Here is a 13,079-nt window from a genome sequence, read left to right as displayed (position 1 = left end):
GAGTGTCGGTTGTCCGTGAATTCGGCATCCGGAGGATGAACAAGATCAACTGGGTGAAATGCCGATACCAATTCGCCCATGTATTACGCCGATGGTAAAGGCAACCTTCGAAAAGGGGAGAAGATACCCCTGGGGGGACGGTACGGCGTCCCAACGAACCTTCTCTTTCAACAGGGCTCGAAGATGCTCATTGTCCGTTGCGATATCGAAGGAGTCGGGACCGTTACCCTTTCCGTAGGTTACCACGATCGTCCCCGTGTACCCTTCCAACTGAGCGGCGTCCTCCGGCGTCAGTGAGCTCTCCACCATCCCCTTCAGGGCCTTCGCGGCAACTGAATAGTACTGGCGCGTCTTGACAATGATCGACTGCATATTCATGGTGTTCATGAAGGCATGGTTCATCTGCATCATCTGGTTTGTCCCGGCCGAGAGAGATGGCTCCGCCTGCAGGGAAGCGCCAGGATCGGTTCCGGCAGTGGCCGGTTCCGGCGCTGAAGGCGTCTGGTGTTTGGTATCGGCATCGGGAGAAGAGAGCGTCTCTGGGGGTGAGGGCAGATCATCATGGAGCACCGGACCGGTACTGGGCGTAGGGATGTCGGTGGGGGGGGATACGGGAGCATCGTCCGCAAGGAGTGAAGTATTCAGGTCCACAATCCAACGGTTGGTCTGAATATCGGCGACAGGCCGCGTGGACGCAAAGCGAGAGAGCAGCAGCGCAACTGCCACGTGCAGGATAACCGAGGCGATGAAAGTCCTCTGAAACGTCATGGGCCCAAGGGATTGACGGCGGGGGCGCCCCCCGCCGTCTTCGTGTCGGTTCAACCGCTAATCGGCATGGGGTTGCAGCATCAGCTTGACCATCGCCTCCTTTTCCGCATCGGTTACCGCCATCCCGGCGGCATTTTTTGTCGCCACAAAGTTCCCCTGGATGGTCATCAGGGCGGCGATAAAGCTCAATTCCGCCGTCTGGCGCTGGGTTGAGGTGGGCTGGGCATTGTTGTCCCAGATGGAGAACTTAGTCATTTCGGCAATGCTCACATCCTCCTGCAGACCGAGATAGGAGTTGAATGCAGCAGACGGTGTCATGTGACTGTAATCGCGACGCTGGGATGTCCAGGTTCCACCATTCTGCTGGCAATGCATCATGTCCCAGTACTGGGTATTAGAGCAGGTGCCAAGCCAGTTTTGCATCATGGTCGGAATCGGTGGCGTCGTCCGGGTGTACGTGACGATGCCGCCGTTAGCGATGAGCCCCACCAGCCATTTCACCATGACGACCTGTTGCACCGGCCAGTTTTTCTGGGTTCCGGTCGTATCGCGGAACGTTCCGAAATCGGTGGGGAGGACGATACCCGAAAGGGTGGTTGTAATGGCAGCTTTCAGGGCGGCAATGTCTGCTCCTGATGCGGCGATGGCACTCTGGAAGGTGGTCCAGGCATTCTGGTAAAGGGTGTCGATGGCCTGCTTGATCGTAGTCAGGTTGGAGCCGGGGTGACTGGAGAGGTAGGCATCGGGATCCGAGTAGAAATCCTTATACTGGGTGTCGATTGCCGCCGATGCCTGGGCCAGGGCCGTGGCGGCGGCGACAAATTGGTCCACCTGGGTACCGGTGGCACCAAGGACCTTCAGCGCGTCAGTGTACTCGGCGACCATCTTGACCATGCCAACCTTCCGGTGAAATGCCGACATGGAACTATCGAGGGATTTCATGACAGTTGAGGAAATGCCACCCATATAGCCGCTGGCCTGGGCGGCGTCGCCAGCCGCCTCGTGGGCATTGGTGATGACTCCCAGTTCGATATCGGCACAGGCAGCGGCGTCCATGAACACATCTGCCATGAGCCCGCCTGCCTTTTGCATCTCGTCCTGGGCGGCACCGGCGGTGGTGCTTTCGACGGCATTGAAAAAGCCTTCAGCAAAATGCTTCAGGGTCTTCTTCGTTCCGTCGGGGTTATAAACCAGGCACTTCTTGAGCGCAGCAAGCTTGGCGGGGGTAGCGCCGTTGGTGGCCACATACCCCTCAAAGCCACTCCCCCCCAGGATTGCGGCTTTGCCGAGGTTTCCAAGGGCAACTATGTCCGAAGGAGTTACCTGGGGAGAGCGAAGGAGCACGAGGAGATAGGCGGCAAGGACCGGATCGTCGCTCCCGGCCAGTTCGGCTCCTTTAAGGAATGCGTCGGCCTGGACCGTGGCCAGGTCATTGATGCCGATCTTGTTGGCGTTGCCGGCCGGCGGAGCGGGAACGAGCCCCTTGCGGACAATCACACCGTTTGCATCCTTGATCGTGAAGACGAGAAAATTGACATCGGCATTCGTCGGCAGCGTCGAGAGCGTAAACGACAGCTTACCGGAGGTATCGGCCGTGGCCGACACGGTCTGAAGATCGGAGAGGGTGCCGTTACCGTTGAGCTTGCTGACGGTAACACTGTAAGAACCAGCGGTAAGGGCCAGTGCGCCCTGCACCCCCGCCACAAGGAGTGCTGCGGCGGCACCGATGACCCTGATGATGTTTCTCTTCATAGTGATCCCTCCAAAACTGTTAATTCAGTCCGCTACTTGGCACTCCCCTGGACGGTTCCCGCGGGACCACTCCCGCCGGAACTGCTGCCGGAACTGCCGCCGCACCCCGCCGTAAGCATGAGCACACCGAGAAGACAGGCGTAACCAGCTGCAACCACAATCCTTTTCTTCATCGTTTACCTCCATTTATTGGATTATCCGGTTCAGTCGGATGGGGGAACACAGGGGGGGCATGGCAGAAAACGGCTGGCTGCAATGCGACTCCTTGCAGCCACGCCGCGGTCGGATAGTTACTCTTTCGGATTGGGCCGAAAAAACTTTAGTTAATTTGTGGGGAACAGACAAAAAAAGGATACGGCAGGGTTACTAGATCAACAGCGAAAAGGAATGGCGTTTTCTCCTGGGGTCAGAGCAGCACCACCAGCACCACCCCGCCGGCGATGACCGAGAGGTTGCAGACGGCGGAGATGCCGTGGAGACGGGAGAATTCCCGGCGCAGGGGGTGATCCTTGGGGGTGGTTTCGAAGGAGGGGATCTGCTGCTTGAGGACGGCGGCCTTCGGCTCGACGTAAAAAGCCTGGAACGCCGTGACGGCGAGCATGAGGAGAAGGAGGGCGGCGCCGGGAATCCAGTGCCGGCCGCGCACGACAAGGAGCGCAGCCAGGGCGGCACAGCCGCAGGCGAGCCCCCAGCGAAAGTAGCCGGGGAAGAGGTAACCGACGATCCGGCCGGCAGCGTCGCGGTTTTCGACCTTGAAGATGATCGGCGTCAGCAGGAACGTGAAGAGGGCGGCGCCCCCCACCCAGAAGGAGACGGCGAGGCGGCAGAGGGAGACGAGAATGGTCGAACTCATGGGGCTTCCCCTTCCAGGGCGTAGGTGTCGATGATCCACCGGGCGATGCTGCGTCGGCCGGGGAGAGAGGCGGGCATGTCGGCGGCGCAGAACCAGCGGGCGTCCTCGATTTCCGTCGGATCGCAGCGCAGCTCGCCGCCGGCGTAGTCGGCCACGAACCCGGCCATGAGCTGGCTCGGGAAGGGCCAGCACTGGCTTCCGACGTACCGGATGTTCGTCACCTCCACCCCCGTCTCCTCCCGCACCTCGCGGCGGGCGCACTCCTCCAGCGACTCGCCGAAGTCGAGGAAGCCGGCGACGAGGCCGTAGCGTCCTTCGGGCCACTCGGGCTTGCGGGCCAGGAGGAATTCGTCGCCGCGGCGCACCAGGATGATGGCACAGGGGTGGATGTGGGGAAAGTGTTCGGCGCGGCAGGGGGTGCACCGCTTCCCCCAGGTGCCGGGAATCGGCTCCAGGGGGCCGCCGCAGCGGGGGCAGCAGCGGCTGTTGCCGCTCCAGTGGAGAAGCTGGCTGGCCATCCCCCCCAGGGTGAGGGAGACGTCGTCGAGGTGGTCCGCCGCGGAGTTGAACGGCTCCAGCACCAGCGGCGCCGGAAGCACCTCCTTGGCGGACATCCGGACGGCACGCAGCGGCTTCCCCCCCCACATCCCGAAACGGATCGGTTCATGCTCGGTGGTGAGCCACTGGGGACGTTCTCCCTCGGGGAGGAGAAAACGGCCCCCCCGCTCTTCCACCACCAGGGCGCTCCCCCGGATGACGAGCCAGAGGCCCGGTTCGCCGTCGTCGGGGAGGCCGGGGGGGGTGGGGACAAAGCCGTCGGCGAGAAGCGTGGCATTGAAGGGAAGATTGACCGTTTCGGGGTAGCGCATGGGATGCCCTCCTGGGAAAAATCAAGGATACCCTCCGCGCGACGGCCTTGCAACATGAACTTGGCGCACTACAACTCGATCTCGGCGCCGGCGCCGGCGAGCGCCTCGATGCGCTCCGCCCCTCCCCCTCTCAAGAATTCGCCGAAATGCCGGTCCCTGCCGCAGACATGGTCGACGAGCCAGTTGAAAAGGGTCCGGCCGGTCTGGATCACCATGAGGTTCGATATGCCGCTGGTCTCGATCTCCCCCCGGAGGGTGGCCAGCTTCCGCTGTAAGACGGCGTGGGCCTCGCGATGGAACCCCGCGTCGGGATAGTGGTGGGTCCGGTGCAGCTCCTCTTCGTCGCGGAAGTGGGCAATGACATAGTCATCGAGAAACCCGAGCAGGGACAACAGCTCCTCTTTCCCCTTCCCCGCCCCGATGGCATTCATCAACGTCTCGAACCGGGCGAAGAGCTCCCGGTGCTGGCGGTCCACCTCGTCGATCCCCACCGCGTAAGACTCTTTCCATTCCACAAACATATGTTCTCCCCCTCCCGGCACGGGACCAGTTATTTACGGATAAAGTTCTTACTGTTTCATATCGGAGGAAACGGCACAATCTTGACCCGGCACGATGAAGAATCCGCCGGCTGAGGTAAGGGAGGAAGACCGGAAATCAGAGCGTGAAGAAAAAGGTTGCCCCGGCGTCGGGCGCGGACTCGGCCCAGATGCGGCCGCCGTGGCGGTGGACGATCCGCTGGACCGTGGCGAGGCCGATGCCGGTCCCGTCGAAGTCGGCCTGGTTGTGGAGACGCTGGAAGGGGTTGAAAAGCCGGTCGGCATGAGCCATGTCGAAGCCGACGCCGTTGTCGCGAACGAAGAAGACGCGCTCCTCCCCATCCCGCACGCCGAATTCCACCACGGCGCCATCCCTCTTGCCGGTATATTTCCAGGCGTTCCCCACGAGGTTCTCCAGTGCGATCCGGAGCAGATGCTCGTCCCCGAAGACCTGCGCCTCCCGGGAGACGACAAATTCCACGTGCCTCCCCTGCCGGTTCTGCCGGAGTTCCTCGGCGACTTCCCGGGCAAGGTCGCTCAGGTTGACGCTGCGGCAGTGGATTCCCGCCCGGGTGACCCGGGCCAGCTTCAGCAGATCGTCGATGAGAGATTCCATCCGTGCGCAGGAGGCAACCACCCGTTCCAGTTGCACCACCCCCTCGGGAGGAACCGTTTCGCCAAAATCCTCCAGGAATGCCTGGGAGAACCCCTTGGCGTGGCGCAGCGGCGCCCGCAGGTCGTGGGAGACGGAGGAACTGAACGACTCCAGTTCATGGTTGGCTGCCTCCAGGGCCTCCTTCTGCAGCTCCAGGTCGGCGGCGAGCCAGGAAATCTCCTCCTGGGCCTGCTTGCGCTGCTGGATCTCCAGCGTGAGCGACTGGTTGACAAGAGCGAGCTCGGCGGTCCGCTCCGCGACGCGGGACTCCAGCTCGGCATTGAGGCGCCTGATCTCCTCTTCGCTCCGCCGGCGTTCGCGTTCCGCCGCCGCTCCCGAACGGCGCCGGCGGCACAGGACCCCGGCCGCGCCGGCCGCCACCGCACAGCCCAGGGTAAAAGAAACGAGTTGATTAACCGGAAACGTCATGCTGCTCCCTTGCAGGAACGGGGGGCCGGCACCCCTTCGGCGCCGGCCCCGCCGGTCGTCAGAGTCGGAAGGCGGAAACCGCGGCCTTCAGGTCGTCGGCCACGGCGCGCAGCTCCGCCGCCGAGTCGTTGATAAGCTCCAGTTGCCGGGCGTTGGCGTCGGTGATGCCGCTGATGTAGTCGACGCTGGTGGAGATCTCGTTGGTGGTGGCCGACTGCTGCTCCGCCGCCGTGGCGATCTGGATCACCATGCCGCTGGTGGCGTTGGTGTGGTCGATGATGGTCATGAGCTTGCGGCTCGCCTCGCCGGCCATCGTGCTGCCGGTGGTCACATCGCTCACCACGCCGTCGATAGAGGTGACGGCGGTATCGGTCTCCCGCTGGAGGTCGCGGATCATGTCGTTGATCTCCTTCGTCGCCTTCTGGGTCCGTTCCGCCAGGGCCCGCACCTCGTCGGCAACCACCGCAAAACCGCGCCCCTGCTCCCCGGCCCGGGCCGCCTCGATGGCGGCGTTCAGCGCCAGGAGGTTCGTCTGGTCGGCGATGTCGTTGATGACGTTGGTGATCTGGCCGATCTCCGTGGCCGACGAGCCGAGCTTGCGGATCACCCCGGAAAACCGTCCCACGTTGTCGGATATCTCTCCCATCTTGTCGATGGTGGCGGTGAAGGCTGCATGGCTGTCGTTGGCGATGTCCGCCGTCTCGTTCGCCTTGGCGGCCGCCATCTGGCAGTTCTCGGCGATCTGGGCGATGGTGGCGTTCATCTCGGTGATGGCGGTGGCCAGTTCCGTGGTCTGGTGGGTCTGCTCGCCGATCCCCTGGGCGATGCTGGAGACGCTGCCGGCGAGGTCGCTGCTGGAGGCGGCCACCTGCTCGGTCCGCTGGAAGACCCCGAGGAGGATCGTCCGGATCTTGTCGGTAAAGGAGTTGAAGTGCCGGGCCACGGCGCCGAGTTCGTCGTTGGTGTCCACGGCCAGGGTCCGGCTCAGGTCGCCACTGCCGTCGGTCACCTCCTCCAGGCGGCCGATCAGGGTGCCGATGGGACGCAGCAGCACCCGGAGCAGCACCACGAGCACGCCAACGCCCACCGCCAGGAAGAGGGCGGCCGTGACGACCATGGTGGCGAGCTGCCGGTTGAGGGGGGCGTAGACCTCATCCTTCTTCACGGTGACGCAGAGGTACCAGCCCGCCGCCGGAATCGGGGCGTAGGAGAGGAGCCAGGTCCCCTCTTTGCCATCATACTCGGTATGGCCGGCCCCCTCGCCGAAGCCGGCGAAACCGGGGACCAGATCCTGGATCTTCTTCTTGAGCACCAGCTCCTTGTCGGGATGGATCAGGATCTTGCCGTTCCTGTCGGCGACGAAGGCGTGGCCGCTCGTGCCGATCTTCATCGCCAGCACCTTCTGGACGATGGAATCGAGCGTGATGTCGGAGCTGAGGACGCCGGTGAACCTCCCGCCGGGGGTGATGGGCGCCATGAACGAAATGATCATCTTGCCGGTCTGGGCATCCACGTAGGGCTCGGTCTGGCCGCTCTTCATCTCCCGCTTCGCCTGCTCGTACCACGGACGTTTGCGGTGGTCGTAGTCGGCGGCGGGGACCCATCCGTCGGAGGAGACGAAGTAGCCGTCCTCGTACCCGGGGTAGACCGTGGCGAACCCCCCGGTCTCCTGGAGCAGCTTGATGACCCCCGTTGCATGCTCCTTCGGCACCGACGCGAACTGGGACAGCTCCTTGGCGCCGGTGCCGATGAGCTGCTGCTTCGCGTGCACCCAGCCGTCAACGCCGGCGGCGTTGTCGCGGGCCATGCGAAGCTGGTCGCCGGTGACGAGGTCGGTCATGAGGCGCCTGGTGCTCGTGAACGTAACGCAGATCAGCGCCGCCACCGCCACAGTGAAGAGCGCGATGACCGTTGCATAGACTTTGGACCTGATGCTCATCGGGTTCTGCCTCCTTTTTTATCCCTCGCCCTCAGGGAGAGGGGACGGGGTGAGGGGAAATTTGTCAACGTGAAAGCACGGTGGAATCAGTAGCTGAAATTCACCGCCGCGGCGGCAAACGCCTCCTCCCCACGGGTGAGACGACGGGCGATGAGCCGCGGGATCTCGTCCACCGTGGCAACGGCGGCCACCCCGCCGGCCGCCGCTTCGCGCGGCATCTCGGGGGCGAGACATTCGTCCTGCGGCTGGGCAATGGTGAATGCGCCGCACCGGCGCAGCTCCGCCACCCCCTCCCGGCCGTCGCTCCCCTGGCCGGCCAGGACCACCCCGGTGGCATCCTCACCCGCCGACCGGGCAGCCGACCGGAAGAGGAGGTTCACCGGAGAGCGGCTGCCGCCGCCGGGCGCGACTCCGACCGTTCTCGCCACGAAGCAGGAGCCGCACCGCTCGATGGCGAGGGGACGGTCTCCCGACGAGAGATAGACATGGCGGGAAAGGAGGGGAACCCCCTCGAGGGCCTCGCGGACGGAGGCGGTGCCGAGATGATCGAGGCGCCGGGCGAGCACTGTGCTGAACGGCGCCGGCATCGGCTGGGCGACGACGACGGGCGGAAAGTTGGAGGGAAGGCCGGAGACGAACTCCACCAGGGACTCGGTGCCGCCGGCGGCGCTGCCGACCACGATGATCTTTCCGGCCACCGCTGCCGCCGGCAGGGAGGGAAGCACCGGCAGGGTGCCGTGCATCCCCGCAGAGCGGGTGCCCCGCCGCCGTGCCGCCACGCTGAGCCTGACCCGGACTGCTCCGCGGATCGCCGCGGCGACCGTCTCGCCGTAGGAGGAGAGGTCCCCCTCCTCCCCGGGAAACGGCACCGGGATGAAGTCCGCCGCCCCGATCTCCAGCGCCCGGAGCGTGAGGTAAGCGCTCTTCTCCGTCAAAGGGGCCGCCACCACCACCGACATCGGCCGCTGCCGCATCAACTGCTCGATGAAGACGACGCTGTCGCGGTGGGGCATCTCCATGTCCAGCAGCAGCACGTCCGGCCGCTGGTGGCGAAGGGCCGACCTGACCTGGCGCAGGTCCGGAAAGGCGGCCGTAACCGCCAGGCCGGGCTGGGATGCGACTGTTTCGGTGAGAAGGCTGCGGAGCCAGGGAGAATATGCCGCGATGAGAACGCCGAGCGGCGCCGATGCACGATCCGTTGTCATGTCTCTCGGGGTAGCAGAGACAGTGCCAAAGTGGCCTTACCACTTTTTGTCAGCATTTTCGAGCCGATAGAACTTCGACGCTGCCCGCATGGGTGCGACAGCCGTTGCGACCGGGGAGCGCCCGACACCTAACAGGCTGAAATCGCGTGACATGGCCGGTGCAAATCATGGGACCGCTGCAACAAGTGTCGCAGGGGTGGGGAACGGCACGGTAGAGACCGGCGCTATCCGGACTCGCCGCGCCGGATGAGGCGTTTGTTGAGCGCCTGCCGGGTGATGCCGAGGTAGGAGGCGGCGAGCCCCTGGTTGCCGCCGGCAAGGCGAAGGGCCTCGGCAATGAGGGCATCTTCGGCCTCCTTGAGGGTCGGAATGCGGTCGGAGGCGCCGACGATCCCCGCGATCTGCCGGGGAACCTCGCCGAGATCGGCGCAGTGGGAAACGCCGGTCACCTCCCTGAAGCTCTCCAGCGAGAGGACCCCCTGCCGGTGGCGGGCCACGGCGTCGGCCACCAGGGCCTGGAGCTCGCGGATGTTGCCGGGGAAGGAGTAGGCGGAGAGATACTGGAAGAGTTCCGGCGGCGGGGTCGGCTTCTTCTTCCGCATCGCCGCGGCGCTCTGTTCCAGAAAGTGGTCGACCAGCAGCGGGACGTCCTCCCGCCGCTCACGCAGCGGAGGGAGCGTCACCCGGTGGGCAGAGAGGCGGAAGAAGAGGTCACGGCGGAAGGTGCCGGCCGCCATCATCTGCTGCAGGTCGCGATTGGTGGCGACCACGATCCGGGCGTCACTCTTGCGGGGGATGTCGGAACCGAGGGGGTAGTACTCGTGCTCCTGCAGCAGCCGCAGCAGCTTCACCTGCGACGCCTCGGCCAGATCGCCGATCTCGTCGAGGAAGAGGGTCCCCCCCGCCGCCTGGGCGATGAGCCCCTCGCGCTTCTGGTCGGCGCCGGTGTAGGCGCCGCGGCGGTGGCCGAAGAGGGTGTCGGAGAACATGATGTCGTCCAGGCCGGCGGCATTCACCGCCACGAACGCCCCCTTGCGACCGCTGGCGTCGTGGACGGCCCGGGCTGCCAGCTCCTTGCCGGTGCCGGTTTCGCCGGTGACCAGCACCGGCTGGTCGGTGGCCGCCACCGCCTCCAGATAGTGGAAGATCCCCTGCATGCCGTCGCTGCAGGTGATGATCGGGGCGAAGGCCTCCGCGTGGGTGAGGCGGCCGGCCATAAGCTGCCGCGACAGGGTCGACACTTCCTGCCGGAGGCCGTTCAGCTCCCGCGCCCGCTGGACGCTGGCCAGCAGGCGGCTCCGCTCCACCGGCTTCACGAAATAGTCGAACGCCCCGCTCCTCATGCATTCCACCGCCATCTCCAGCTCGTTGGCCGCGGTGACGATGATGATCGGCACCTGGGGGAAGCGGGGGGCGATCTGCCGGAGCAGGTCGAAGCCGGAGACGAACGGCATGGAGAGGTCGAGCAGGATGAGCGACGCCGGCTGGCGCTCGAGGAGCGGCATCACCCGGCGGCTGTCGCTCTCGGTGAGGACCTCCGGGTAGCCGGCGCTGCGGAACAGGGTCCGCATGCTGAAGAGGATCTCCTCCTCGTCGTCCACGAGGAGGATCGTGAAGGTGGTGGGGTGTGAGTCCATTGCTGCTCCTGAATCGAAGGCCGGGTGAGGGGTGGATGAAGCACGGGCAATTGCAGCGTGAAATCAGTCCGCTTTGTGTACCGGCAGCCGCACGATGGCGGTGGTCCCCTGGCGGGGGAGGCTTTCGAACTCCAGGGTCCCGCGATGCTCCTTGACGATGGAGGCGGAGATGGAGAGCCCGAGTCCCGTCCCCCCCTGGTCGAGGCGGGTGGAGAAAAACGGTTCGGTGATCCGCTCCATCACTCGGCGGCTCATCCCCTTCCCTTCGTCGCGCACCGTGATTACCACCTGCTGGCGCTCCGCATCGTGGCGGGTGGCGACCTCGATGCCGCGGCTCCGCTCCGGCAGGGACTGCAGGGCGTTCATCAACAGGTTGATGATCACCTGCTCGATCTGCTGCTGGTTCCCCCGCACCGGCGGCAGGGAGTCGGCGTAGGAGGCGGCGAAGCGGTCGGAGAGCTTGTGGATATGGTGATCGAGGATCGTGACCGCGTCGTGGAGCACCCGGTTCACGTCCACCGTCCGGGAGAGCCCGCCGGTGTCCTCCCGGGCGAACTCCTTGAGGTTGCTGACGATGGCGCTGATGCGCCGCGACCCCTCCACGAGGCCGGTGAAGAGTTTCGGCACCGTCTCTCGCATCTCGGAGAACGGGAGGCCGCCGAGGGAAAAGTCCCCCTGTTCCTCAGCATACTCGTCGAGCACCGGCGTGGCGTCGCGCCAGACGTCGCGCAGCAGCGTGGCGTTCACCGAGACGTAGCTGTTGGGGTTGTTGATCTCGTGGGCGATGCCGGAGACCAGCACCCCCAGCGACGCCATCTTGTTGGCGTGAATGAGCCGCGACTGGTTGCTCTTCATCTCCTCCTCCATCCTGACCCGCTCGGTTATGTCCCGGATGGAGCAGTAGATGACCTCCTTCTCCCGCAGCCGGACCGTTTTCCCCCAGATCGACACGAAAATGCGGGTCCCGTCCATCCTGAGGGCGTTCAGGCGGTCGAGGTGGAACGGCCGGTCGCTCAGGCGGGGGACCGCCTGGATGAACGACCGGTAGTCGTCCGGCGCGATAAACGACCAGGGGCCGAGCCGCACCAGCTCCTCCCGCTGGAAGCCGAGGAGCTCCTCCGCCGCCGGGTTGGCGTCGATGACGTCGAAGCTCTCCGGAGTCAGGAGGACGATGGCGTCCTCGTTCTGGGTAAAGAGCTGGCGAAAGAGCTCCTCGCTCTCCCGCAGCGCCTGCTCGGCGGCCCGGCGGCCGGAGATGTCGGTGGCGAAGGAGCAGAAATACTCCTCCCCCTCGTAGGAGAAATAGGTGGCGGTGACCTCAACGGGGACCATGCTCCCGTCCCGGCGGCGCCGCTCCACCTCGAAAACCAGCGAGCCGTCGCGGCGGACCTGGTTGAAGCGCCGCTGCCACAGTTCCGGGGTGAGCGCGGGGTCGATATCGAGGACGGTCATGGCCCGGAGCTCGTCCCGTCCGTAGTCGAGGACCCGGCACATCGTATCGTTGACCTGGACGAGCCGCCCGTCCCGCGCGATGATGCCGATGCCGGCGGCGGCATGGTCCACCGAGAACTGGGTCAGCTCCAGGTTCCGCTCCAACTCCTGGTGCTCCGACCAGTCGGCCAGGGCGACGACGGCGCCGCAGACGGTATCGGCCTCGTCGAAGAGCGGTGCCGAGGCGAGCTCCACCTCGATGAGTGCGCCGCTCTTGGTCATCCGCCGCTGGCGGGAGAGCTCCAGGGAATCCCCCTGGAGGGTCCGTTCGAGCCGGTGCCGGAAGGTCGCCAGTTCGGAGGGGGGAAGGAGGGGGTACTGCTGGCCGATCACCTCATCCTCCCGCCAGCCGAACAGCCGCTGGGCGGTATTGTTCCAGAGGGTGACGAAACCGTCGGTATCGACGGCGACGATGGCGACGGGCGAGGCCTGGAAAAGCGCCTGGAGGGTCTGGGTGGAGTCGTGGAGCTCCCGCTGGCTGCGGCGGAGCTCCTCCATCTGCCGGATGAGCTCCTCTTCGGTCTCCGTCAACTCCTCGTTGCGCCTGCACAACTCCTGCTTGGCACAGAGGATTGTCTTCACGTGACGGGAAACGAGGCCAAAGAGGAGCGCCGCCGTGACGGCGATATAGATCCACCCCTTGACCATGCTGATGGCGGCTGCCGACCTCACGTCGGTGGCGACGAGCGCCAGCAGCTGATCCGAGAAGAGGATCCAGAGGGCCCCGACCACGGCGTAGGTGGCGGCGATTCTGAGAGCGATTCTGCGGTCCGGAGTCATGAAAGAACCTTGCCGGAACCGGCGGCTATGCCACCGGCCATCGTGATTTTCTGGAGGAGAACATGCGGTGCTCTTTCTGTATGTATCGGTTTTCAGCCGTCAGACTTGAGCGGAAGTATAACGTGGCATACAATGAGGTAAAGGTAAAGAAACAAAAACGGG

The 13,079-nt window shown here is 64.9% G+C and carries 11 protein-coding genes; all 11 read right to left on the bottom strand.

The genetic code is table 11. The features are described 5' to 3' along the window. Positions 1 to 45 precede the first annotated feature (45 nt). The 11 genes from GPICK_RS17765 to GPICK_RS16855 all read right to left on the bottom strand — a co-directional run bounded on the left by GPICK_RS17765 (position 46) and on the right by GPICK_RS16855 (position 12,917). Positions 46 to 768 carry a hypothetical protein gene (locus tag GPICK_RS17765; protein ID WP_039740987.1) on the bottom strand — a complete coding sequence of 241 codons (723 nt, stop codon included), beginning with the start codon at positions 766 to 768 and terminating at the stop codon, positions 46 to 48. A gap of 57 nt (positions 769 to 825) precedes the next feature. Beyond that, positions 826 to 2,520: a hypothetical protein gene (locus GPICK_RS04915; protein WP_039740985.1), complete on the bottom strand. Its 1,695-nt coding sequence runs from the start codon at positions 2,518 to 2,520 to the stop codon at positions 826 to 828. A gap of 32 nt (positions 2,521 to 2,552) precedes the next feature. Further along, entirely contained in the window at positions 2,553 to 2,693 is a 141-nt protein-coding gene (locus tag GPICK_RS17490; RefSeq protein ID WP_158414157.1) for a hypothetical protein, read from the bottom strand. A 233-nt stretch (positions 2,694 to 2,926) separates the two neighbouring features. Further along, positions 2,927 to 3,373 (bottom strand): DUF4149 domain-containing protein, encoded by a 447-nt coding sequence (locus GPICK_RS04910; protein ID WP_039740983.1) that lies wholly within the window; start codon positions 3,371 to 3,373, stop codon positions 2,927 to 2,929. Then, a complete protein-coding gene (gene nudC, locus GPICK_RS04905; RefSeq protein ID WP_039740980.1) occupies positions 3,370 to 4,242 on the bottom strand; it encodes an NAD(+) diphosphatase in 873 nt (290 codons plus the stop codon). Before nudC ends, GPICK_RS04910 begins: the two co-directional genes overlap by 4 nt. Before the next feature lie 68 nt (positions 4,243 to 4,310). Continuing rightward, positions 4,311 to 4,763 (bottom strand): bacteriohemerythrin, encoded by a 453-nt coding sequence (locus GPICK_RS04900; RefSeq protein ID WP_052263290.1) that lies wholly within the window; start codon positions 4,761 to 4,763, stop codon positions 4,311 to 4,313. Between the two features lie 136 nt (positions 4,764 to 4,899). Next, positions 4,900 to 5,865: a sensor histidine kinase gene (locus GPICK_RS04895; protein WP_052263289.1), complete on the bottom strand. Its 966-nt coding sequence runs from the start codon at positions 5,863 to 5,865 to the stop codon at positions 4,900 to 4,902. Positions 5,866 to 5,923: 58 nt separating this feature from the next. Further along, positions 5,924 to 7,804 (bottom strand): methyl-accepting chemotaxis protein, encoded by a 1,881-nt coding sequence (locus GPICK_RS04890; protein WP_039740978.1) that lies wholly within the window; start codon positions 7,802 to 7,804, stop codon positions 5,924 to 5,926. A gap of 86 nt (positions 7,805 to 7,890) precedes the next feature. Further along, positions 7,891 to 9,009, bottom strand: coding sequence for a chemotaxis protein CheB (locus GPICK_RS04885; RefSeq protein ID WP_052263288.1), 1,119 nt, complete (start codon positions 9,007 to 9,009; stop codon positions 7,891 to 7,893). 224 nt (positions 9,010 to 9,233) lie between these two features. Then, positions 9,234 to 10,646, bottom strand: coding sequence for a sigma-54-dependent transcriptional regulator (locus GPICK_RS04880; protein WP_039740976.1), 1,413 nt, complete (start codon positions 10,644 to 10,646; stop codon positions 9,234 to 9,236). A 63-nt stretch (positions 10,647 to 10,709) separates the two neighbouring features. Next, a complete protein-coding gene (locus GPICK_RS16855) occupies positions 10,710 to 12,917 on the bottom strand; it encodes a PAS domain-containing sensor histidine kinase (protein WP_084201341.1) in 2,208 nt (735 codons plus the stop codon). Positions 12,918 to 13,079: the final 162 nt, after the last annotated feature.

The organism is Geobacter pickeringii, assembly GCF_000817955.1.
In the GTDB taxonomy this organism is placed as follows: Bacteria; Desulfobacterota; Desulfuromonadia; order Geobacterales; family Geobacteraceae; genus Geobacter; species Geobacter pickeringii.
Note: the sequence above shows the minus strand (reverse complement) of the source record. Positions and strands in the feature narration are given on the sequence as shown.